This window comes from Acrocarpospora pleiomorpha, from assembly GCF_009687885.1.
Lineage (GTDB): Bacteria > Actinomycetota > Actinomycetes > Streptosporangiales > Streptosporangiaceae > Acrocarpospora > Acrocarpospora pleiomorpha.
This window is the reverse complement of the sequence record NZ_BLAF01000005.1, coordinates 103,514-126,145: the sequence shown is the minus strand read 5'-3', so window position 1 is coordinate 126,145 and position 22,632 is coordinate 103,514. Positions and strand designations below refer to the sequence as shown.

Annotated in this window: 21 protein-coding genes; 5 read left to right on the top strand and 16 right to left on the bottom strand. The window is 71.6% G+C overall.

The features are described from left to right. Positions 1 to 24: 24 nt before the first annotated feature. From Aple_RS03440 to Aple_RS03415, 6 genes are all read right to left on the bottom strand, one after another. A complete protein-coding gene (locus Aple_RS03440) occupies positions 25 to 1,275 on the bottom strand; it encodes a hypothetical protein (RefSeq protein ID WP_155342972.1) in 1,251 nt (416 codons plus the stop codon). Continuing rightward, entirely contained in the window at positions 1,272 to 1,436 is a 165-nt protein-coding gene (locus Aple_RS51795; RefSeq protein WP_170321268.1) for a hypothetical protein, read from the bottom strand. The genes Aple_RS03440 and Aple_RS51795 overlap by 4 nt, the downstream gene beginning before the upstream one ends. Positions 1,437 to 1,588: 152 nt before the next feature. After that, positions 1,589 to 6,841, bottom strand: coding sequence for a hypothetical protein (locus tag Aple_RS03430; RefSeq protein ID WP_155342970.1), 5,253 nt, complete (start codon positions 6,839 to 6,841; stop codon positions 1,589 to 1,591). Next, the gene (locus Aple_RS03425; protein WP_155342969.1) at positions 6,838 to 8,787 is read right to left on the bottom strand and encodes a CHAT domain-containing protein; all 1,950 of its coding nucleotides are present in this window, start codon (positions 8,785 to 8,787) and stop codon (positions 6,838 to 6,840) included. Before Aple_RS03425 ends, Aple_RS03430 begins: the two co-directional genes overlap by 4 nt. A 9-nt stretch (positions 8,788 to 8,796) precedes the next feature. Next, positions 8,797 to 9,246, bottom strand: a complete 450-nt coding sequence (locus Aple_RS03420; protein WP_155342968.1) for a hypothetical protein — start codon at positions 9,244 to 9,246, stop codon at positions 8,797 to 8,799. 63 nt (positions 9,247 to 9,309) lie between these two features. After that, complete coding sequence (locus tag Aple_RS03415) at positions 9,310 to 10,479, bottom strand: SAM-dependent methyltransferase (RefSeq protein WP_155342967.1); 1,170 nt, start codon at positions 10,477 to 10,479, stop codon at positions 9,310 to 9,312. Between the two features lie 301 nt (positions 10,480 to 10,780). Here Aple_RS03415 and Aple_RS53085 point away from each other — a divergent pair, with 301 nt between their 5' ends. The 3 genes from Aple_RS53085 (at position 10,781) to Aple_RS03405 (ending at position 12,254) form a co-directional block, all read left to right on the top strand. After that, entirely contained in the window at positions 10,781 to 10,948 is a 168-nt protein-coding gene (locus tag Aple_RS53085) for a hypothetical protein (protein WP_170322588.1), read from the top strand. Positions 10,949 to 11,098: 150 nt separating this feature from the next. Then, positions 11,099 to 11,260 (top strand): hypothetical protein, encoded by a 162-nt coding sequence (locus tag Aple_RS51790; RefSeq protein ID WP_170321267.1) that lies wholly within the window; start codon positions 11,099 to 11,101, stop codon positions 11,258 to 11,260. Positions 11,261 to 11,612: 352 nt separating this feature from the next. Continuing rightward, complete coding sequence (locus Aple_RS03405; protein ID WP_155342965.1) at positions 11,613 to 12,254, top strand: GOLPH3/VPS74 family protein; 642 nt, start codon at positions 11,613 to 11,615, stop codon at positions 12,252 to 12,254. A gap of 3 nt (positions 12,255 to 12,257) precedes the next feature. On the opposite strand, the gene hisF is transcribed toward Aple_RS03405, so the two are convergent. Genes hisF through hisD form a run of 8 tightly spaced genes read right to left on the bottom strand, consistent with a single transcriptional unit; the run spans position 12,258 to position 18,086 of the window. Then, positions 12,258 to 13,028, bottom strand: a complete 771-nt coding sequence (hisF, locus tag Aple_RS03400; RefSeq protein WP_155342964.1) for an imidazole glycerol phosphate synthase subunit HisF — start codon at positions 13,026 to 13,028, stop codon at positions 12,258 to 12,260. Next, positions 13,025 to 13,411, bottom strand: a complete 387-nt coding sequence (locus Aple_RS03395) for a RidA family protein (protein WP_155342963.1) — start codon at positions 13,409 to 13,411, stop codon at positions 13,025 to 13,027. Before Aple_RS03395 ends, hisF begins: the two co-directional genes overlap by 4 nt. Next, the gene (gene priA / locus Aple_RS03390; RefSeq protein ID WP_155342962.1) at positions 13,408 to 14,142 is read right to left on the bottom strand and encodes a bifunctional 1-(5-phosphoribosyl)-5-((5-phosphoribosylamino)methylideneamino)imidazole-4-carboxamide isomerase/phosphoribosylanthranilate isomerase PriA; all 735 of its coding nucleotides are present in this window, start codon (positions 14,140 to 14,142) and stop codon (positions 13,408 to 13,410) included. Before priA ends, Aple_RS03395 begins: the two co-directional genes overlap by 4 nt. Position 14,143: 1 nt before the next feature. Further along, positions 14,144 to 14,482: a hypothetical protein gene (locus Aple_RS03385; protein WP_155342961.1), complete on the bottom strand. Its 339-nt coding sequence runs from the start codon at positions 14,480 to 14,482 to the stop codon at positions 14,144 to 14,146. Between the two features lie 7 nt (positions 14,483 to 14,489). Next, positions 14,490 to 15,125 (bottom strand): imidazole glycerol phosphate synthase subunit HisH, encoded by a 636-nt coding sequence (gene hisH, locus Aple_RS03380; RefSeq protein WP_155342960.1) that lies wholly within the window; start codon positions 15,123 to 15,125, stop codon positions 14,490 to 14,492. Beyond that, positions 15,122 to 15,715 (bottom strand): imidazoleglycerol-phosphate dehydratase HisB, encoded by a 594-nt coding sequence (gene hisB / locus Aple_RS03375; protein ID WP_155342959.1) that lies wholly within the window; start codon positions 15,713 to 15,715, stop codon positions 15,122 to 15,124. The genes hisH and hisB overlap by 4 nt, the downstream gene beginning before the upstream one ends. After that, positions 15,712 to 16,785: a histidinol-phosphate transaminase gene (locus tag Aple_RS03370; RefSeq protein WP_174889782.1), complete on the bottom strand. Its 1,074-nt coding sequence runs from the start codon at positions 16,783 to 16,785 to the stop codon at positions 15,712 to 15,714. Before Aple_RS03370 ends, hisB begins: the two co-directional genes overlap by 4 nt. After that, entirely contained in the window at positions 16,782 to 18,086 is a 1,305-nt protein-coding gene (gene hisD / locus Aple_RS03365) for a histidinol dehydrogenase (RefSeq protein WP_155342958.1), read from the bottom strand. Before hisD ends, Aple_RS03370 begins: the two co-directional genes overlap by 4 nt. 122 nt (positions 18,087 to 18,208) lie before the next feature. On the opposite strand from hisD, the gene Aple_RS03360 reads away from it, so the two are divergent. Then, positions 18,209 to 19,753: a dolichyl-phosphate-mannose--protein mannosyltransferase gene (locus tag Aple_RS03360; protein ID WP_155342957.1), complete on the top strand. Its 1,545-nt coding sequence runs from the start codon at positions 18,209 to 18,211 to the stop codon at positions 19,751 to 19,753. A 12-nt stretch (positions 19,754 to 19,765) separates the two neighbouring features. On the opposite strand, the gene Aple_RS03355 is transcribed toward Aple_RS03360, so the two are convergent. Both Aple_RS03355 and Aple_RS03350 read right to left on the bottom strand, forming a co-directional pair. Beyond that, positions 19,766 to 20,227: a hypothetical protein gene (locus Aple_RS03355; RefSeq protein ID WP_155342956.1), complete on the bottom strand. Its 462-nt coding sequence runs from the start codon at positions 20,225 to 20,227 to the stop codon at positions 19,766 to 19,768. A 133-nt stretch (positions 20,228 to 20,360) separates the two neighbouring features. Next, positions 20,361 to 21,632: a S8 family peptidase gene (locus tag Aple_RS03350; RefSeq protein WP_155342955.1), complete on the bottom strand. Its 1,272-nt coding sequence runs from the start codon at positions 21,630 to 21,632 to the stop codon at positions 20,361 to 20,363. A gap of 114 nt (positions 21,633 to 21,746) precedes the next feature. Between Aple_RS03350 and Aple_RS03345 the strand changes: the two genes are divergently transcribed. Continuing rightward, a partial coding sequence (locus Aple_RS03345) for a tetratricopeptide repeat protein (protein ID WP_155342954.1) occupies positions 21,747 to 22,632 on the top strand: 886 nt, incomplete at its 3' end.

The following is a 22,632-nucleotide window of genomic DNA, read 5'->3' as shown; positions in this document are numbered from 1 at the left end:
CACACCCCATGGGCGGTGAGTGAGTCACGAAGGGTTGTCTGAGGGGGCGGTCAGGATGTCCATGATTGCCTGACCGGCCTCGGTGTCGCGTGCTGGGGCGGTGGGGGTGCCCGCGGCCCGGATTCCCTGCTTGATCGTCGCCAGTGCGGCTCTGACCACGGCGTCCGCGACGTTTCTCTGCTCGTACGCGAGGGGGTCGGACCCGAAGGCGAGTCCGGCGGCGGCCAGGAGTGTCCGGACGCTTGGAGCTCCCTTGACGGCGAAACCGCGCAGGAGCTGGTTCGCGGTCCGCTCGGCCAATGCGTGTTCCTGGCTGAAGTTGATCACGTCGGAGAGGGCGACGCCACCGAACTCCGGATATGGGCCGGCCACCAGCGCGGCGGCGACGGCGGGCGCGTCCGGGTCCTCTTCGTCGGAGGGGGACTCCCCCAGCACCTCGGCCACCAGGGCGATCCGGATCCTGGAGGGCGGGTAGGCGCCCTGGCCGTTGTCTGGGCCTGTCGCCAGGAAGTCGGTCAGTGCGGCGGCGAATGCGGGGCCCGCGGCGAGGGTTCCGTACACGTCGGCGAAGACCTCGCCCAGCCATCGTCGCCACGCTGGCCTGCGCGCGGCCGGAACAGCTTCGTCGACCAGTCGTTCGAGTGTCGGCGTGAGCCGGAAGTCGGTTTCCACGTGGTGGCCGACCTCGTGGGCGAGCACGAGCGCGTCCGGCAGGTGCCGCAACTGGAACCACGGGATGCCGATCACCGGCACCGGCAGCCGCTCGACCACCGCGCGAAGAGTCCCCGGCGGGAGAACGCCGATCTCGCTGCGGTAGGAGGCGCCGCGTGGGATCGCGAACGGCGTGCTGTCCTGGCTGAAGAACGTCAGCGGCGGTTCCCGCACCCGATCAGCCGGAACGTTGTGCGGCCCGGATCCCCGCTGCCTGGCCGGGCGGTAACACTCCCAGGCGAACTCGTCGGCCATCGCCAGATGGTCCCGAAAGGCGGCCACGAACCGGAGGGTCAGCTTCGACCGGAAATATTCGAGCACCTGGTGAATCCTGAGCAGCGAACGTTCGATCTCAGGCCAGGTGTCGAGCACGTCCGCCGCGTCCACCCGGGGCCGCAACTCGGCGATCGGGACCGCCATCGCGGCCACTATCGCCGCCACCTGAGTGTGGTGCTTCTCCAGCGGCCCGCCCGCCCGGCTCAACTCACTCCAGGAAGCGAGCTCGGCTTCCAGGCCCCCCAGCTTGGCCCGCAACTCGGCCCGCCGCCGCTCCGCCGCGCTCATTGCCAGCCCGGACGGAACGCGACCACGATCGCCGCCACCTGAGTGTGATGCTTCTCCAGCAGCCCGCCCACCTGGCTCAACTCACTCCAAGAGGCAAGCTCGGCCTCCAGGCCCCCCAGCTTGGCCCGCAACTCGGCCCGCCGCCGCTCCGCCGCGCTCATTGCCGACCCGGACGGAACGCGACCACGATCGCCGCCACCTGAGTGATGCTTCTCCAGCAGACCGCCCGGCTCAACTCGCTCCAGGAGGCGAGTTCGGCTACGAGGACCCCCGAGCTTGGCCTGTAACTCGGCCCGCCGGCGCTCCGCCGTGCTCATTGTTTGCCCGGGTGGAACATGGCGTCCGGGCGCAGCTTCGAGAAGAGTGCGGTCGTCGCGAAGGGGAAGTCGCCCGAGGCGGACTGGACGGTGCGCCAGATCTCCGCGGGGCCCTCGCCGTTGACGAGGGCGGCGGCGATTCGGGTCATCTGTGTGGTTCTGGCCTTCCCGGCGGCCAGGCCGGTGGCCAGTAAGGTCCAGATGCCGTCCACGGTGAGCAGGTCGTTGGCCATTCTGTTGCGCTGCAGCATGCCCAGAGCGAGTTCCAGGGACGTGCTGGGCGTGATCGAATCCAGGATGATCAAGGGCGGGATGGTCTGGCCTAGCGTGTGGACGAAGCGATCGAGGTCGTCGACGGTCAGACCGGAGCCCTTCTGGCCGGGCTCGTCGGCCAGGAAGTGCAGGACGGTTTCCCGGCGAGGGCGTTCGATGGCCGCGATCACGTGGATGACGTCCACCCGTTCTGCTTCGCCCACGTCGGCGATCATTTGCCAGTCCAGACTGGACGCGGTCAGATCCTCCAGAACCGTGAGGTGGACCGAATGGTCGCGATATATCGCCTCGGCGTCGGCGACGCTGCCCCGCAGGGCGCGCTGTTCTCGCACCGATCTGCTCCGGCTCGGTTGAAGCAGCAGCACGTGCGGCGGACGACCCCTGCGCGCCGTGCGTAGCGCCCGGTGCAGCTCCCGCCAGGTGGAGCGACGTAACCGGCCATGGTCCCGGAGCCGGGATTGCCGTTGGAAGTCACGGAGGTCCGCCGCCGCCGTGACGCCGAGGATGCGGTCGACTTCGTCGTGCGGCAGGGCCAGCCGGGCGAGGAGGCGCTCCACCGCCTGTGCCTCGATCCGCAGTCCCTCCCGTACGCCGATGCCGCGATAGAGGTAGCGCAGCTCAGGGTGGACGGCCAGGGGGCCATCGTGCGCCTCGGCGTGATCGGCGGGAAGCCGGGCCAGCTCCCAGGGGGCCGAGGCGAGCGGGCCATCGGCGATCAGGCGCAGGTCGACGGGCTTGCCGTCGCCGCGGGGTTCCAGGCGTGGGCTTAGCGGCCCGAGCACCTGTCCGGCTGACCCGCCCCAATCGATCGGCCGGGTCAGCTCCTGGGCTAGCGGGAGTTCGCCGCGGGCACCCGGGACATCGAGCCAGTCGGGGATCCTGAACAGTTCGGTGGCGGTCCCGCGCGGGCCGTCCACCTGCACCTGCAGGCGTTCCCGATCCTGCGACAGGCCGAGCCGGAGCGCGAGTTCGTCGCCCGCGTGGCCGGGTACGGTCGGAGCCGCCTCGGGCTCGCCGGAGGACCCGGGGAAGAGGATCTCGGCCGCGACTCTGGCGTCCTCGTCGCGGCCAAGCTCGGTCCACAGGCGAACAGCCTCGCCGGTCGCTGCCCGCGCGGCCGAGGACAGGCCCTGGGCCAGGGCCAGCGCGGAGAGCGCCGCCGCCAGTTCGGCGCGACGCCAAGTGTCCCGGAGCCGGGTCCCCGCGTCCGCGAGACGCCGCTGGGTGACCTCGTGCGGGTCGATCGGCAGTCGCCGCCGGGCCAGCGCGATCAGATAGGCGGCGCATAGTTCGGGATGGTCCGCGTGCTGGTCGAGGAATCCGGGGGGCGGTTCCGGCTCGCCTGGGCGGGCGGGTTCGAGACGGTCCATGGCGTCGATCCAGTCGAGCCAGACCAGGGGGTCGAGCGCGCCGAGCACCTCGGCCGCGTCACGAAGCAGTTGCCGCGCCAATTCGGCGCGGCCGTCCAGCCGAGCCACCTCGGCCGCGACGAGATCCAGGTGCGCCCGGTCGGCGCCCTGGTACTGATCGCGCTCCAGCAGCCATGGATCGAGCGTCTCCCGGGCGAGTGCGTGGGCCAGCTCCATGTCGCCCAACGACGCGGTGCCCCGCAGCTCGCCCAGCAGCGCGAGCCGTGCCCCCGTTTCCTCGAACTGCCTGATCCCCCGCAAGATCGCGCGCGCGAACAGGGCGTCGCCGAACGGGAGGCCGCCCAAGCCCGCCGCCACCAACAGGTCTGGCGGACCATCTTGCGCTCTGTCCACCGTGTCGGAGGCCAATTCCCGGGCTAGGGACCACTGCGAACGCCCGTATCGCACGTCGATCCGGGCCAGCCTGGCCGAGAGTTCGAGCCCGGGCGGCAGCTCCGGATGACGCTCGACGGCGTCCAGTGCCCGCTCGGCGAGGCGCAGGTTCCCGGTTCGCTTGAGGTGCAACCGCACGAGCTCCAGCGTGAGCGTGGCGTGGTCCAGGTCCGAGGAGACCTGGCGGCGCGCGGCCTCCAGGATCGCCTCAGCCGCGGCCGTTCGCAGGCGATCGCCCTCGGCACGGGCTCGCAGGACTGCGGTCTGAACCAGGTGCCCGTCACCCGGATCGATCTCGGCACGGGCTCCCAGGATCGCGGCCCGATCCAGATCCCCATCGCCCGGGTCATTCTCGGCACGGGTCCCCAAAACCGCAGCCTGAACCAGGTGCCCGTCACCCGGATCGATCTCGGCACGGGCTCCCAGGATCGCGGCCCGATCCAGATCCCCATCGCCCGGGTCATTCTCGGCACGGGTCCCCAAAACCGCAGCCCGATCCAGATCCCCATCGCCCAGGTCGTTTTCCGCCAGAAACAGTAGGGCTCGAGTGGGTTGGCGCAGTGCGAGCATCGCCTTGGCGGCCGCCCGCGCAATCTCGCTCGTCCTCGGCCGTGCGCTGGGGCGCGTCAGGCGGTCGATCGCCTCAGCTGGACGGCCGAGCCTGATCAGGGTCTCGCCCAGTTCGGGGAGGCCGGCGCTGCCCGCTCGCTCGTACCAGTCGAGAGCGGTCGTCAGCTGGCCATCGGACGCATGCTGATTGCCCAATCGTCGTGCCGCGTGTGCCGCGACCTCGTCCAGGGCCAGCTCCTGTGCGCGTGTGAAGATCGTTAGCAGCGTTTCGGATGGCCTGATGTCGGCGTGCGTCAGCAGGGTGTCGGCTTCGAGGGACGGCGGGATGCCCAGTTCCTCGGCGCGGGCGAGCGTGGCCGCGGCCTCCTCGGTCCGGCCTCGCAGCGCGTCGACGGCGGCCTTCGCGACCAGGTGGGGGACGGTCGGGCCGGTGAGCTCCGGATGGCCGATGAGCAGCAGGTCGGCGGCGGCGAGGTCTCGTTCGGCCGTGCTCCATGATGCTCCGGCCGCGCCCGATCCGCTCTCCCTGCGGGCGCGGGCGACAGCGGCACGGGCGAGCGCGATGTGGGCTTCGTACCAGGCCTGGTGGTCGATCAGGGCGGGTTCGCCATTTAGGTCCTGGTAGTCGGCGGCCAGCAGGTCGGCGGCGAGTTCGGCCGCCCAGTCGTCACGACCGGCCCGCCAGGCTTCTTCGAGGCCGGCCCGCCAGAAGGCGAGGCCGTCGTCGCGGGAGAGGTGCAGGCGGTGGAAGACGATCTCGCGGGTCCAGCGGGACCACAGGGCGGGCTCGGCGTCGCGGCGTGCGGTGTGGTAGCGGGCCGACGCCTCGTGCAGCCGCGAGAACACCGCCTGGTCGCGGAGGAAGGCGCGGACGGGGCCGCGCAGGTTCTCGTGGAACATCACCACGTCGGGGGCGACGGGGAAGACCCAGGAGGACGCGCCCGCGTACTTGAGCAGATCCGTCCACAGGCCCGGGAGGTCGAGGTCCTGGGGCGACTGCTCGTTTGTCAGAAATATCGTGATATCCCGGGGCGGGCGGTCGTCGAGCGCGGGGTTGTCGAGGGGGTTGTCGGTGGTCATGCCTTCGATCAGGAACGGCGGCAGCACCCGGGTGACGTAGTCCAGGTCCAAGCGGCGGGGTACGACGCCGTAGCGGAGCAGCCAGCGGAGGCGGTCGTCGGGAATTCGTTCGAGGATGCGGTCCAGGCAGTAGAGCAGACCGGGGTCCTCGGTCTGGTCGATCTCCGCGGCGGTGATGGCGGGGTTGCCCTGGGCGAGGTCGCCGTACAGGGCGAGGGTGAAGGGCAGGCCGTCCGATCTTCTGATCATGGCGGGGATCAGGTCGGCGCGCACGCCGCGCCGGGCGAGGTAGCGGGTCGCCTCCTCCTCGTCGAAGGGCGTGACTTCGACGCTTTCCGCCGCGGGGAATCGTCCGGTGAAGCCGGGGAGGCGGTCGCGGAGGTCGTACCGGCCGGAGAGGACGAAGCTCAGGGTGGGGGCGGCGGTGTGGAGGGCGGCGAGCAGGTCGAGCAGGACGGCGGGGTCGGCGACCGGGCGGAGGATGACCTCTTCCAGGGTGTCCAGGACGATGATCGCCCGGGTGAGGCCGGGGGCTTCGGCGAGGGCGGCGAGGAATCGGCCGGTGATGTCGGCGGAGTCGGCCGCCACCGACGCCACCTCGCCCAGCAGCGCGGTGTCCGGGACCGCGGACCGGCTGAGCGCGCGGCGGTATTTGCCCTGGTCGCGGAGGAGTTCCTGGAAGGGGGAGCCGGTGATCTGCGGGTTCAGCTGCCCGGCCAGCTCCAGGAGCAGCAGCCACGGGAACCGGAGGGCGTTGACCGGGTCGATCACGTCGAAGTCGATCCGGGCGCACGGGATGAGCGGGTCCTGGGTCAGGCAGTGGCGGGCGGTGAACCAGCGCAGCTGCATGGTCTTGCCCATGCCGCCCATCGCGTGAAGCTGGAGGATCCCGGACTCTCCGGTCAGTGCCGCCAGCCGTTGTTCGAGAGCGTGGCGGGCGAGGTATCGGCCGGTCTGGTGGTATTCGGTGGCGGCCAGGCCGCGGGCGGTCAGCCGGACCTGGCGGGCGTCGCGCCGCTCGGCCAGGTCGATCGGGACCAGGTGGGCGCGGTCGGGATCGGCCAGCACGTCCACCAGGTCCTGGCAGCGCACGAGGTCGAAGTCACGGTCGGCGGCGGCGTACAGGCGGTCGAAGAGCTCGCGGGCGCGGACCGGAGCGCAGAGCACGCACTGGCGTAACTCTTCCAGTTCGTCGGTTCCCCGGTAGAACGCGGCCAGGTCCAAGGCGAGGGACGCGAGCGCGGGCGGAACCTGGGCCGCGCCCGGAGTGAGCCCTTCGTCCACCCACCACTGGTCCCAGGCGCAGACCCGCAGGCTGGGCTCCAGCCGGTACCACCCGGAGGCGACCCGCTGCACCTGGCCGCGGGCGACCAACTCGTCCAGGTCGCCCCCGTCGCGGCGCAGCAGCCGCTCATACAAGGACGGGTCGAACCGGGTGACCGCGGCGCAGCGCTGCAGGATGCCGCGCTCGGTCTCCGGCAACAGGCCGAACAAGGCGGCCGCGAGGCCGGTCGCGGGCGTCACGGGCGGCCCGCCTCACGCGGCAGCATGGCGTGCAGCTGCGTCAGCATCACCGGGTCCAGCCACGGCCCCGGCAGGGTGCTCAGCTCCTCCACGATGCGCTTCCATTGATCCCGGTACGGCCTGCGCACCCGGGCCCCGTACTCCCGGAAGATCTGAATCGCCTGCGCCTGCGGGAACCGTTCCACCTCCAGCGATTCGGCCAGCCGGGCGAAGTCGCCGAGCAGGCCGGACGTGATCGCCGTCTGCTCGGCCACGATGACGCGCACCCCCGGCACCTGGCCTTCGGCGATCGGCACCAGCAGGCCGGGCACCAGGAATGCGGTCAGTTCGAGCGCGAGCGCGGCCGCGACGTGGTCCAACGCGATGACCAGCCGCTGGCCGCCCGCCACCTCGGCGAGCAGGGCGCGCGTCGCGGTGAACAGGCGGGCGCGCAGCTCGGGTTCGCCCTCGTGGGCGGGATCCCAGCGCCTGCGGTCCTTCGGATCCACCTCGCCTGGGTCCGGCTCGCCGAGATCGGCCGGCGGCAGTTCACCCCGGCGGAGGTAGGAGAGCCGGTGCAGGAACCGGCGGACCGGTACGGCGGCGCGGTCCGGCACGCACTCCGCGAGCGTTCCCGCGAGCTCGCGCAGGATGTCCAGCCAGGACACGTTCTTGCCGTCGTTGATCGCCTGGACGTCCACGTACACGGCCTGGCAGCCGCGCAGGTGCCAGGTGAAGACGCAGGAGCGGACCAGCGAGGTCTTGCCCGTCTTCTCGCCGCCGCCGACCAGCAGCGCGTGCCACCCGTTGTCGTCGAAGTCGGGACCGCCCCACAGCCGCCAGTGTTCCCTGGTCCTGTCGATGGTCGCGCGCACGGTGGGATTCCAGGCGCGGGTGGCTCGTTCGGCGTTCGGCCTGGCCACGCCGAGCCGCCAGGGCAGCACGTGTTCGGGCTCGCGCCGTACCAGCAGGGAGGGCAGCGCCCAGGCGGGGTCGCGCGCGGCGAACAGGGCGCGGCGGGCGCGGCGCACGGCCGCGTCCAGCGGATCCCCGGCGGCGAGGGCGGCGTAGACGCGCCCGGCGAAGTCGACCGCGGACGGGGACGGGATGTCGCCCTGCATGGCCAGCACCGCGTCCGCGCCGCGCGCCTCGAAGGCGCCCGCCATGGCCCAGGTGGAGAGCTGCGCTTCGGCGGGGTCCCCGTAGGAGGTGCGGCAGGCGTTGAGGAACACCATCTTCGGGCCGTGCCGCAGCACGTTGTCGATCATCTCGCTGGTGAGCGTCTCGATGCCTTGCCTGGTGACGAGTTCCAGCATGGGCAGACCATCATCGGTGCCGCCATGTCCGACGAAGTGGAACACGTGCGGCCGGAGCGCCTCCAATCGATCGAACAGCTCGTTCGGGGTCGGCTCCCAGAGCACCTCGATGTGCCACTCGCCGAGCTGCTCCCCGAGCGCGCTCCGGATCGCGTCCACTTCATCGGCGGCCCGCAGCTCGGGATCCCGGGCGTTGCCGACCACGATCAGCAGGCGGATCGGGACCAGGAACTCACCGACCGGGCCGGGCCGATAGTCGCCGCGCACGCAGGCGCGGTCGTCGTCGAGGAACAGATGCCGCCGGTCCGGATCGGTCATGAGCTCCCACGGCAGAGCCCGCAGTTCGGCGGGACGGATATCGAGATAAGTCCGGATCGGCGAATCCTGAAGCAGGTCGGTCCAGGCGCGGCCGACGTCGGTCGCGGCCACCATGTCGTAAAGGGACTTCCCGACCGCGCGCCGGGCCGCGGGGTCGGGGACGGCGCCGAGCAGGACGGCGCGGGCATCGTCCAGGGCCGCCGAGGCCGGGATGACGCACCTGGCCACCGGCTCCCGCGCCCAGGCGTCGGAGGCCGCGCCACGGTCGGTGTGGAGCGCCGCCGGGTAGCCTCCCGCGGCCACCGGGCCGACCCTCAGGATGCTGGTGATCAATGTGTGCCCCTAGACGCCAGGAAACAGCCTCTGCGCGTATGCCGCAAGGTCCCCCAACCGGCCGTCGGACGGCCGCGCCGCCGCGTCCGGGCGGGCGCCCCGGCGCGCGTCCGGTTCGCCCGCCGCGGCGATCTGCACGGCCGCCGCCAGGTTCGCCCCGTTCGTGGCGGCCTCCTGCAGGCCCTGAGCGCGTTCCCGCTCGGTTTTGGCCTCTTCCTTGGCCTCGGCCGCGTCCTGGCGGGCGGCGGCGGTCCCGGCCCGCTGGATGGAGCTGCCGAACAGCGCGCCCACCCCGGCGAACACGATCGCCTCAAGCCCGCCGAGCAGGTAGACCAGGCGGTCCCAGTGCTCGTCGTCGCGCAGGAACCCGAGCACCACCAGCACGGCCGCGAACACCACGATCAGCACGATCGCCACCACGGCCTGCAACATGCTCAAGCCGCCCTGTTGCTGCTCCATCGGCATTCCCCTCCGCGTTTTTTCCGAGCTTTTCACCAGACGCGGGCGGCGCGGGAGTGGTTGTCAACGGGCCAGCGTGATCTGGTGCACTCCCATCCGGCCCCGCTCGAAGGCGAGGCCGCCGCCGACCAGGTAGAGCCGCCAGACCCGGGCCAGCTCCGCGCCGACCAGCGCGACCGCCCGGTCGTAGCGGAATTCGAAGGTCTCGTGCCAGGCGTGCGCGGTACGGGCGTAGTCCTCGCGCATGCTCTCCACGTGCACGGCCTCGAACCCGGCCTCCTCGAAGACGGCGATGGTCTCGCCGACCTGGCGCAGGTGCAGGTCGGGGGCGATGTAGCGCTCGATGAACGGCCCGCCGCCGGGCTCACCGGCGCCGCGCGAGCGCTGCTGGACCACGACCCGGCCACCCGGCTTGACCATCCGGAACAGGGTGGCCGCGAAGGCCGGGTAGTTCTCCTCGCCGACGTGCTCGCCCATCTCGATCGACGAGATCGCGTCGTACGGCTCGCCCGTGATGTCCCGGTAGTCCTGCAACCGCACCTCGACCCCGGCGCTCTTGGTCCGGATGAAGGCGCGCTGCTCGCGGGAGACGGTGACGCCGGTGGCGCGGGCGCCGTACTCGCGGGCCGCGTACAAGATCATGGAGCCCCAGCCGCAGCCCACGTCGAGCAGGCGGTCGCCGCGCCGCAGGTTCAGCTTGCGGCAGACCAGGTCGAGCTTGCGGCGCTGCGCGTCCGCCAGCGAGTCGCCGGGCGCCCAGCGGGCGCACGAGTACGCCATGGACGGATCCAGGATCAGCTCGTAGAACTCGTTGGGCAGGTCGTAGTGGAACGCCTGATCCCGGGCGTGCCGCTTACCCCGCAGCCGCGCCTCGCTGGCGGGGACCGGCGGGCGCGGCCCGAGCACCTCCGGGATGGCCCGCAGCGCCCGCGCCAGAGCGGCCTTGCCCGGCTTGGCGCCACGGCTCGCCCAGACCCGCCGGAAACCCTCCGCCAGGTCGCCCTCCACGTCGAGATCCCCCGTGACGTACGCCCGGGCCAGGCCGAGCTCTCCCGGGCTCCAGAGCAGCTGCCGGAGCGCCTGCGGCGATCTCAGGACCACCACGGGCGCTCCGGCCGGCCCGGCGAAGCCGCCGTCCCAGGTGCGCAGGGCCACCGGCGAGAAGCCCCCGAACAGCTCCTCGACGAGGTGCATCAGCCGCCCGGCGAATCCGGAGGTGAGCGTCTCCGACATGTTTCTGCCCTTTCCAGGATGAACTGGTGGACGTTCAGGTAGCCGGACCGGAACCCGGCCGCGGAATACGCCAGGGTGCAGCGTCCACATGCGGTGCGCGAGGCCAGCATACGATCATGCGCGAGCCATGTTCGATGAATGGTTCATCCACGCGACCCTGGGGCAGGCGTTTCACCCGATGACGGGAAATTTCCGGCGCGCGGGCGAGTTGCGGGCCTGGGATGATCTCCGCAAATCCCCTACGGTTGCGGCCGAAATGGGGCAGCATGAGGGCAGCGCGCATCACGGTTGGAGCCCCTCCATGAAAGTCAAGCAGCTGGTGACCTACGCGGCCATCGCGTTCGTGGTCTTCTATTTGTTCACCCAGCCGGAAGGGGCGGCGAACGCCGTGCGCGGCGTGATGGACGGCATCGGCACCGGGGCGAACTCTCTGGCGCAGTTCTTCAACTCCCTGTTCACGGGGTCGTAGCCGCCAGTCGGTAGCCGCCGGTCAGGGCCAGTCAGCGAGAAGTCAGCGTCCTAAGGGCGGGCGGAAGGTCCTCCTCTCTTCCCGGCTAGTTATGATCATTCGGGTTGCCGGGTACATAGCAGCGGGAAACTGACCGCAGGAGGCCCCCTGATGCAGGTCAAGAAGGTGCTCACGTATGCGGGTATCGCGTTCGTGGTCTTCTATCTCTACACGCAGCCGTCCGCCGCGGCCGCGGCCGTGACGGGCGTGTTCGACACGATCAACACAGGTGCCACGCAGTTGGCGACCTTCTTCACGCAGGTTCTAGGGTGATCTGACCCGGCCCGTGAGCTCGCCTCACGGGTCTTTTTTTGCGACTCGGTCCGGGGCTGAGCCCGGACAGAACGAATGTGGTCGAGGGGTGGGCTTGCGCACGCCTGTCACGCGTGCCCAGGCCCCATCCCTGAGTCGAGGATCAGGCCGACACCTTGTCAGCCCGCTCATCCCAGTATCCGCTACGGAGCGTCACTTGACCACCACGCACACAAAATTGGACTTATCACCCAAAAGTCGCTGAAAACACATTTATTCCACGGGTTCGCGCGGGCGCGTCGGCGAAATTCCCGTGACCGAACTCCAGCGCCGTACTGACAGAATTAACAATTCGCCGATAACATCACCGAACGTGGCTGAGGGTGATCTTCCAGCATCGCGTCTGGCTGACGATCTGTATTTCGTCATGCACGACGACGTCACGGGGCGCGGGCGTCTGCATCCGCGGCTGACCGGTCTCGGGCTGGCCGCCGCCGTCCTCGGCGAGCTCATGCTGGCCGGGCGCGTCACCGTGCGCCTGGTGCCGGGCCAGATCCAGCTCGCCGTGGTCGACCCGGCCGAGACCGGCGACGCGCCGACCCAGTTCGCGCTCGACCACATCCAGGCCGAGCCCACCCACCCGGTCGGCACCTGGCTGCTCTTCCTGGCCCGTACGGCACACGCCGACATCGCCGCCCGGATGACCGAGGCGGGGCTGCTGCACCCGCCGGGGCGGCGCCTGCTGGCCAAGCAGGTGCAGGCGCCGGTGGCGGCCAACACGGCCGCCTGGCCGGTCGGCCGCCTCAACCTGGCGATCGAACGCCGCCAGCCCATGCGGATGCAGGACGGCGTGCTGTTCGGCCTGATCGTCGCCACCGGCGGCGGGCAGCTCGTGCTCTGGGACGCCAACCCGCGCTACCTGCGCGAGTCGCTGGCCGCGCTGCCGGAGACGCTGCAGCAGCTGATCGCCCAGACCGAGGCGGCCTGCGGCGACGCGGTGATCAGCCGCCGCTGAGTCTCACCTGACGGGGTGACCGGCGGCGCGCAGAGCGTCCTTCACGTCGCCGATCTTGAGCTCGCCGAAGTGGAAGACGCTGGCCGCCAGCACCGCGTCCGCGCCCGCCGCGACGGCGGGCGGGAAGTCGGCCGGCTTGCCCGCCCCGCCCGAGGCGATCACCGGGACCGTCACCACGGCCCGGACCGCCTCGATCATCTCGATGTCGTAGCCGTCCTTGGTGCCGTCGCCGTCCATCGAGTTGAGCAGGATCTCGCCCACGCCCAGCTCCTGGCCGCGCGCCGCCCACTCGACCGCGTCGATGCCGGTGCCGCGGCGGCCGCCGTGCGTGGTCACCTCGAACCCGCTCGGCGTGGGCGGCCCGTCCACCACCCGGCGGGCGTCCACGGACAGCACGACGCACTGGGCGCCGAACCGCCAGGACGCCTCGCGCAGCAGCTCGGGACGGGCGATCGCGGCGGTGTTGATGCCCACCTTGTCGGCGCCGGCCCGGAGCAGCCGGTCCACGTCCTCGACCGCGCGCACTCCCCCGCCGACGGTGAGCGGGATGAAGACCTGCTCGGCGGTCCTGCGGACCACGTCGTACATGGTCGAGCGATCCGAGCTGGACGCGGTGATGTCCAGAAATGTCAGTTCATCGGCGCCTTCCGCGTCGTAGCGGCGGGCCAGCTCCACCGGGTCGCCCGCGTCCCGGAGGTTCTCGAAGTTGACGCCCTTGACCACCCGGCCCGCGTCCACGTCCAGGCAGGGGATCACCCGCACCGCGACCGTCATGGCAGGTACGCCTCGACCTCGACCTCGACCAGCATCCGCGGGTCGACCAGGCCGGCCACCTGGATGCTGGTGCAGGCCGGGCGGACCTCGCCGAAGATGTGGCCGTGCGCGTGGCCGGCCGCGTCGAAGTCGGCCACGTTCACCACGTACAGCCGGGTGCGGACCACGTCGTCGCGGCTCGCCCCGGCCCGGTCCAGGGCGTCCAGGGCGATCCCGAAGGCGGTGATGGTCTGGTTGTAGGCGTCGCCGAGGTGCTGGACCTCGCCGCCCACCACGGCGGTGCACCCCGAGACCAGGACGTGCGGGCCGGCGATCACGGCGCGGGAGTAGCCGTAGCGGTCCTCCCAGGGGCCGCCGGAGGCGATACGCGTGGCGGGGATCATGCGCGCACCGCCGCGAGCGCCGATTCCAGCGTGAACTGCCCGGCGTACAGGGCCTTGCCGACAATGGCGCCCTCGACGCCGTCGGGGACCAGGGTGGCCAGGGCCCGCAGGTCGTCCAGCGAGGAGACGCCGCCGCTGGCGATCACCGGCCGGTCGGTCCTGGCGCAGACGTCGCGGAGCAGGTCCAGGTTGGGGCCGCGGAGCGTGCCGTCCTTGGTGACGTCGGTGACCACGTAGCGGGGGCAGCCGTCGGCCTCAAGCCGGTCCAGCACCTCCCACAGGTCGCCGCCCTCCTCGGTCCAGCCGCGGGCGGCGAGCGTGGTGCCGCGCACGTCCAGGCCGACGGCGATCTTGTCGCCGTGGGTGGCGATGATCTTGGCGCACCAGTCGGGGTTCTCCAGCGCGGCGGTGCCGATGTTGACCCGGCGGCAGCCGGTGGCCAGCGCCGCCGCCAGCGAGGCGTCGTCGCGGATGCCGCCGGACAGCTCCACCTGCACGTCCAGCTTGCCGACCACCTCGGCGAGCAGCTCCCGGTTGGTGCCCCGGCCGAAGGCGGCGTCCAGATCCACCAGGTGGATCCACTCGGCTCCGGCGTCCTGCCAGGCGAGGGCGGCGGCGAGCGGGTCGCCGTAGGAGGTCTCAGACCCCGCCTCACCCTGCACCAGGCGAACCGCCTGGCCGTCCGCCACGTCCACGGCGGGGAGCAACACAAGCGACCCGGTTATAGACATTTCACGACCTCCGGTCGAAGAAGACGGTGACGAGCACCGGGATCAGCAGGAGCGACACCCCGAAGACGGCGAGCCTGGCCATCCAGGTGTCCAGCAGGATCCAGGCCAGGACCTGGATCAGGAACCACAGCGTTGCCATCACGGCGTTCTGGGCGCGCCGCCGCCGCGCCAGGTAGCCACCTTGCCTGGCCACCCGCATCGGCTTGGGCAGCGCGGCCGCGAGCCGGCCGCGCAGCTCCCTGCGGCGGGTCGCGCGGGCCTCGCGGCGAGCCCTGACAGCGGCCAGCCGCTCCCGTTCCGCCTCACGGACGGCCCTGCGCTTGGCTCGTTCCTTGCTCATAAGCGGCTCATGGCAGGGTGGTAAGCCAGTTGGCGAGCAGTAAGGCGCCCGCGTCGCCGGATTTCTCCGGGTGGAACTGGGTGGCCATCAGCGGCCCGTTCTCCACGGCGGCCACGAACGGCACCCCGTGCTCCGCCCACGTGACCAGCGGCTGGGTGAACCCGGGCCCGGCCTGGAGCTCCCACGTCCGGACTCCGTAAGAGTGCACGAAGTAGAACCTGGTCCCCGCGTCCAGGCCGCGGAACAGCACCGACTCCGGCGGCGCGGTGACGGTGTTCCAGCCCATGTGCGGCAGCACCGGCGCGTCCAGGCGCTCCACCGTGCCGGGCCACTCGCCGCAGCCCTCGGTGTGCACGCCGTGCTCGACGCCCTTCTCGAACAGAATCTGCATGCCCACGCAGATGCCCAGCACCGGCCGCCCGGCCGACAGGCGGCGGCCCACGATCCGCTCGCCGCGCACGCCCTTCAGCCCCGCCATGCAGGCCGCGAACGCGCCGACCCCGGGCACGACCAGGCCGTCGCACTCCAGCGCCGTCTCGTAGTCGGCGGTCACGGTGACCTCCGCGCCGGTCCTGGCCAGCGCCCGCTCGGCCGAGCGCAGATTGCCCGAGCCGTAGTCGAGGATGACGACGCGCTTGCTCACAGGACTCCCTTGGTGCTGGGCACGCCGACCGCGCGGGGGTCCGGCTCCGAGGCCGCGCGCAGCGCCCGGGCCAGGGCCTTGAACTGCGCCTCCACGATGTGGTGGGCGTTTCGGCCGTACGGCACGCGCACGTGCAGGCAGATCGCCGCCTGCGCCGTGAACGACTCCAGGATGTGCCGGGTGAGCGTGGTGTCGTAGTCGGGCCCGATCATCGGCGCCATGCCGTCCGGCTCGCTGTGCACCAGATACGGCCGCCCGGACAGGTCCACGGTGACCTCGGCCAGCGCCTCGTCCAGCGGGCAGGACGCGTTGCCGAACCGCCTGATGCCCGACTTGTCGCCCAGCGCCTCGCGGAACGCGGCGCCCAGCGCGATGGCGGTGTCCTCGATCGTGTGGTGCGAGTCGATGTGCAGGTCGCCCTCGGTCTTCACGGTGAGGTCGAACAGGCCGTGCTTGCCGAGCTGGGCGAGCATGTGGTCGTAGAACCCGACCCCGGTGGACACGTCGACCTCCCCCGTCCCGTCGAGGTTGACCTCGACCAGGACCGAGGTCTCCTTGGTGGCGCGTTCGATCCGTCCGACCCTCATCAGAGAATCCCCTCCAGCGCGGCGCGGAAGGCCGCCATCTCATCTTGTGTGCCGATGGAAACGCGCAGCCACCCGTCGGGACCGGTCTCCCGGATGAGGACCCCGCGGTCGAGAATCCCCGCCCACACCGCATGCCGATCCGGAAACTTACCGAATAGCACGAAATTTGAGTCGCTGTCAGCAACTGTCAGGTTACGTTGCCGTAGCCAGGTCACGGTCGCGTCCCGCTCGGCGCGCAGCGCGTCCACCGTGCCGAGCAGCTCGTCGCGGTGCGCCAGGGCCACCCGGGCGGCGGCCTGGGTCAGCGTGGACAGGTGGTACGGCAGCCGCACCAGCAGCAGCGCGTCGATCACGGCGGGGTCGGCGGCCAGATACCCGACCCGGGCCCCGGCCAGCGCGAACGCCTTGGACATGGTCCTGGTCACGATCAGCCGGGGACGCCCGGGCAGCAGGGTCAGCGCCGACGGGGTGCCGGCCCTGGCGAACTCCGCGTACGCCTCGTCCACCACCACCATGCCCGGCGCGGCCTCGAGCACCCGCTGGATCACCGCGAGTGGCAGCGCGGTCCCGGTCGGGTTGTTCGGCGAGGTCAGGAACACCACGTCGGGCCGGTGCCGCTCGATGAGCGCGACGGCCCGGTCGGGATCGAGCGAGAAGTCCTCCTCGCGCCCGCCCTCGATCCACCGGGTGCTGGTGCCGGAGGCGATGATCGGATGCATCGAGTACGACGGCTCGAACCCGATCGCCGACCGCCCGGGCCCGCCGAACGCCTGCAGCACCTGCTGGAGGATCTCGTTGGAGCCGTTGGCGGCCCACAGCTGCCCGCCGGTGAGCCCGTGCCCGAGATAGTCGGCCAGATCCTTGCGCAACTCCACCGCGTCCCGGTCCGGGTAGCGGTTGAGCGAGGCCGCGCCCCGCCGGATCGCCTCGGCCAGATCCGCCACCAGCGCCGCCGACGGCGGGTACGGATTCTCGTTGGTGTTGAGCTGCACCGCCACGTTGAGCTGCGGCGCCCCATAGGGCTGCTTGCCCCGCAGGTCGTCCCTGATGGGCAGGTCGTCAAGAGTGGTCACGAGGCCGGAATCTCCCAGTCGAAGCGGGCACGGATGGCGGCGCCGTGACCGGGCAGGTCCTCGGCGTCGGCGAGCGCGCACACGAGCCGGGCGGCCTCGGCCAGCGCCGGGCGGGTGTAGTCGATCACGTGCACGCCGCGCAGGAAGGTCTGGACGGACAGGCCGGAGGAGTGGCACGCGCAGCCGCCGGTGGGCAGCACGTGGTTGGACCCGGCCAGGTAGTCGCCCAGCGAGACGGGCGCGAACGCCCCCACGAAGACGGCGCCGGCGTTGCGCACCCTGGCGGCCACGGCGGCGGCGTCGGCGGTCTGGATCTCCAGGTGCTCGGCCGCGTACGCGTCCACGACCCGCAGGCCGTCGTCGATCGAGGACACCAGCACGATGCCGGACTGGCGGCCGGTCAGGGCGGCCGAGATCCGCTCGGCATGCCGGGTGGCCGTGATCTGGGCGGCGAGTTCCTTCTCGACCGCCTCGGCCAGGTCCTCGGAGTCGGTGACCAGGACGGCGGCGGCCAGCGGGTCGTGCTCGGCCTGGCTGATCAGGTCGGCGGCCACGTGCACCGGGTCGGCGGTGGCGTCGGCGAGCACCGCGATCTCGGTGGGCCCGGCCTCGGCGTCGATCCCGATCCGGCCCTTGAGCAGCCGTTTCGCGGCGGCCACCCAGATGTTGCCAGGTCCGGTGACCATGGCGACGGGCGGGCAGTCCGCGGTGCCGTAGGCGAACATGGCGATCGCCTGGGCGCCGCCCACGGCGTAGACCTCGTCCACCCCGAGCAGGGCGCAGGCTGCCAGGATGGCCGGGTGCGGCAGCCCGTCGGCCTGCGGCGGCGAGGCCACGGCCATCGAGGACACGCCGGCCTCCTGGGCGGGGACCACGTTCATGATCACGCTGGACGGGTAGACGGCCAGGCCGCCCGGCGCGTACAGCCCGACGCGCTCGACCGGGATCCAGCGTTCCGTGACGGTGCCGCCGGGGACGACGGTGGTGGTCACGTCGGCGCGGCGCTGGTCGCGGTGGACCAGGCGGGTGCGCCGGATGGCCTCCTCCAGGGCGGCCCTGACCTGGGGGTCGAGCCCGGCCAGGGCGGCGGCGAGGGCCTCGGCGGGCACGCGCGCGGTGGGCAGATCCACTCCGTCGAATCGCGCGGTCAGCTCCCGTACGGCTGCCGCGCCGCGATGGCGCACGTCTTCGCAGATCGGCCGCACCTTCTCCAGGGCGGCTTCCACGTCGAGGTCGGCGCGGGGCAGCACGTCGCGCAGGTCCCGCGGCAGCGGGCCGCGCAGGTCGATACGGGAAATCACCCGCCCAGTCTACGGAGGGACCGGCCCTGATCCGATTCTGTCCACGATTCGGACGTGTCGCCGCGCCCCCGATACCCCATAAGAGGGTCAATTCACCTCAGCAACCTCAATACCATTGCCTAATGGCAGAATCACCGTCGGCGCGCGACCGCCTTTTACCGCCATTCCAGGACAGCGTTCTGTGGGGGTGGGCGGGACCACTGCTCGTCACGGCCTTCGGGGCCTACCTCCGGCTACGTGACCTGGGCACTCCGCACGCGGTGATGTTCGACGAGACGTACTACGCCAAAGAAGCGTATTCACTGATCAAATTCGGCGTGGAGCGCAAGTCGGTGGAGGAGCCGAACATCCCGCTGCTCAACGGCGGCGAGGTGTTCGCGAGTTGCCCGACGGTCTCGGAGTGCGCGAACTACGTGGTGCATCCGCCGCTGGGCAAGTGGGTGATCGGCCTCGGTGAGCTGATGTTCGGGGTGAACCCGTTCGGCTGGCGGATCATGGCCGCCCTGCTCGGCACCCTGTCGATCCTCATCCTGGCCAGGACCGCCCGCCGGATGACCCGCTCCACCCTGCTCGGCTCGCTGGCCGGGTTCCTGCTGGCCATCGACGGGCTGCACCTGACCCTGTCCCGGGCGGCGCTGCTGGACATATTCCTGACATTCTGGCTGGTGGCCGCGTTCGCCTGCCTGGTCGTGGACCGGGATCGCACCAGGGAACGGCTGGTCGCCTGGTACGAATCAGCCGATCTCGAGGAACTCGGGCCCCAGCTGGGGTACCGGCCGTGGCGGCTGGCGGCCGGGCTCTGCCTGGGGGCGGCCCTGGCCACCAAGTGGACCGCGATCTTCTACATCGTGGCGTTCACCGTCATGGTGTTCATCTGGGACATGGGGGCGCGGCGGGCGATCGGGCTGCGCCGGCCGCTGGCGGGGGCGTACCGGCGGGATCTGCCGCTGACGGCGGCCTGGACGTTCGTGCTGCCCGGTGTCCTCTACGTGCTGTCGTTCGCGGGCTGGTTCGCCACTGCGGGCGGCTACGGCCGCAACTGGGACCAGGCCACCGCGCACGGCCCGGTGTTCTTCGTGATCGACTCCTTCCGGTCCTGGTTCGGCTACCAGCAGGCCGCGCTGAGCTTCCACACCGGCCTGGCGACCTCGCACTCCTACCAGTCCTGGCCCTGGTCGTGGCCGCTGCTGCAGCGCCCGGTGCTGTTCTTCAACGAGCAGGCCCCCGGCTGCGACGTGGCCTCCTGCAACCAGGCGGTGCTCAGCGTCGGCACCCCGGTCATCTGGTACGGCGGCCTGCTCGCCCTGATCGCGATGATCGCCTGGTACACCGCCACCCGGGACTGGCGCGGCGGCGCGGTGCTGCTGGCCTACGCCGTCGGCTGGCTGCCGTGGTTCTACTTCGCGATCGCCGACAACCGCACCATGTACCTGTTCTACGCGCTGCCGATGTTGCCGTTCCTGATCCTGGCCATCGTGCTGGCCGCGGGGCTGCTGATCGGGCCCGCCGACGCGCCGCCGAACCGGCGCGCCGTGGGGGCCGCGATCGTGGGGGTGTTCACCCTGTTCGCGCTGGCCAACTTCTGGTGGTTGCAGCCGGTCCTCACCGCCGAGAACATCCCGCACGAGGAGTGGTTCCGCCGCATGTTGTTCAGCAGCTGGATCTGATCACAGCGATATTCACAGTGAGATCGGCGCGGTCACCACGTTGACCCCGTCCGGGGTGCGGAAGTGCAGCCGGAACCGGCCGGGCGGGATCGGGCGGATGGTGAACCCGCCGACCTCGTCCACCGGAGCGCTGGCGTCCCGGCCGGACACCAGCACCACCCGCACCTCCCCGGACCGGGGCGGGATCAGCTGGCCCTGCAGCGCGTCGCCGGTCACCCCGATCTCGATCTGCACGCCGGATCTGGTCTCGAACGCGAGGTCGCGCAGGGCGGCCACCTCGGCCCGGACCAGCACTCCCGGCGCGGGATCGCCGCGCCAGGAGTCGTAGGTCAGCTCGGCCAGCTCGGCGTCCACGTGCTGCCAGGTGAACACAGCCCGGCCCATCTCCAGCACCTCGGCGGGCACGCCGTCGACGGCCTGAAAGAGCGCGGCCAGCTCGGCCATCAACTCATCATCGGACGGGTGCTCACGCATGGCACCCATCCTGCCCGAGCAGCGGAACAGCTAACAGCAGTAAATGGATCGTTGACATGGAGACGCCCCTCCCGGCGACCCCGAGCGGCGGTCAGGGCAGGCCCCGGCCAGCCCCGACCACCGTCACGGCGAATCACTTCGTGGGCGGACGGTGCTCGGCGACGACCTGGGCGCAGGCGGTCCTGAGGTCGAGCCCCGGCTCCCCGGCGCGCCGGGCGATCATGCCGGAGAACCGGGCGGCCGCGAACGACGTGCCGCTCCACCGGGCGAATCCGGTGTCGAAGGTCTCCGTCCCCATCGGCGTGCGGGTGCCGCCCAGCTCCGGCCTGACGATCTCGACCAGGCCGGTGAAGTAGGTGCTGACCACGTCCACGCCGTCCACCGCGGCGTCCACCCAGGGCAGGTCGGGGCTGAAGGGCGCCTTCACGGTGATCGTGTCGTCGTGGGTGGCGCCGACCGCGATCACCTCGTCGAACGCGGCGGGCCACACCGGCGTCCTGGCGGTGACCACGGAGAACTTGGGCTCGCCCGGCGAGGCCGGCTGGCGCATGCCGTGGTTTCCGGCGGCGGCCACCAGGACCATGCTCCCGCTGAGCCGCTCGATGGCCCGGCTGAGCACCAGCGGCGGGGAGTGGTCGGCGGTGACGCAGCCGAAGGACATGTTGAGGATGTCGGCCTTGCCGTGGAAGCTCATCATGGCCTCGGCGACGTCCCAGGACGAGACCGTGACGCCGTGGTCGTCGAGCACGGCGCGGACGACCAGGCGCGCGTCCGGCGCCTCCTGGAGGATCGCACCGCAGATGAACGCGCTGTGCCCGGCGAGCGACGGGTAGGGCGCCGTCCCTTCGAAGATCGCGTCCGCCGGGACGTCGCAGCGCCCGTCCAGCGCCGGGTGCGCGACCAGGCGGGTGTCCAGCACGCCGACCCGGAGCCCCGTCCCGGTGGCCGGCGGGATCGCCACGGGCGGGCACGGGGTCGGCCGGTCCTCCCCGCCTCCCGTGTACGGCGAGCCGGCGACGCCGTCGATCAGCCGGTGTTTGCCCCAGGTGGGGACCCAGCCCTCGAACTCGTCGGAGAAGCTCTTGCGCAGCGCGAACATCACCAGGTCCAGGTCGGGCACGGAGGCGTCGGGGCCGTACGCGAGCTGGCGGCTGGCCTGGGCGGCCCGGACCAGCGCGAGGTCGGCGCGGAAGGACGCGGCGGCGTCGGCCAGGCCGGGCAGCTCGACCAGGGCCAGGCCGAGCTCCTGGCTGGCCCGCAGCTCCCGCCAGGCGAGGCCGGCCACCTTGACCAGGCGCTCGCGGACGAGTTCCGCGTGGCGCAGGTCGACGACGATCTGGTCCTGCCACCACGCCCCGAGGGCGCCGCGATGGACGTTCTCCGATATCTCTGGCGTCTGCGCCATGATTCGCTCCTGACGGTATCGATCGGCTGCTATTGATCGGTTGCTCTATTGACGGAGGCGTGCCACCCGGATTTGATACATCTCTCGGAGAATCCCGCCTGAGAAATCCGGGTGATGACGACGACCACGGTCGACGACCCCCTGGCGCTGGCCGAAGCCGATCCCGAGCGGGCGGTGGCCTTCGCCGCCACCCTGGCCCGGCGGGCGCGCGCGGCCCGCGACCCGCTGGCCGAGTCGACCGCCAGGCGCGCTATGGGCATCGCCTCGGTGCACCTGAACCACCTGGGTACCGCCAGCCGCCACCTGAACGCCGCGATCCGGCTGGCCGAGCGGGCGGGATCGCCCGAGCTGGCGGCCGAGGCCCGGCTCCGGCTGGCGTTCGTGACCAGCGTCGGCGGGCGGCCGCGGCAGGCGCTGCGGGAGATCGAGGAGCTGCTGCCCGGCCTGCACGGCGTGCTGCGGGCCCGCGCCGAGGCGCAGAAGGCGGCGGTCTTCAACCACCTCGGGCGGCGGGCGGACGCGCTGGCCGGCTACCGGGCGGCCATCCCGGTGCTGCGCCGGGCCCAGGACCACCTGTGGCTGCAGCGGGTGCTGTCCAACCGGGGCATCGTGCACGGCTACCGGCAGGAGTTCGCCGCCGCCGAGACCGACTTCCGCGAGGCCGAGGCGCTCTGCCGGGAGCTCGGTCTGGACCTGTCGCTGGCCATCGCGCGCGGGAACCTGGGCTGGGTGATGGGGGCGCGCGGCGACGTGCCCACCGCGCTGCGCTACTTCGACCAGGCCGAGGCCCGGTTCCGGGAGCTGCGCACCCACCAGCTGGGCTGGCTGCTGACCGACCGGGCCGAGCTGCTGCTGTCGGTCGGCCTGGTCGCGGAGGCGCGGGCGGCGGCCGAGGAGGCGGTGGCCGAGCTGGAACGCCTGCGGCGGGCGATCCTGCTGCCGGAGGTGCGGCTGCTGCTGGCCCGCGCCGCCACCATGGCGGGCGACCACGAGGACGCGC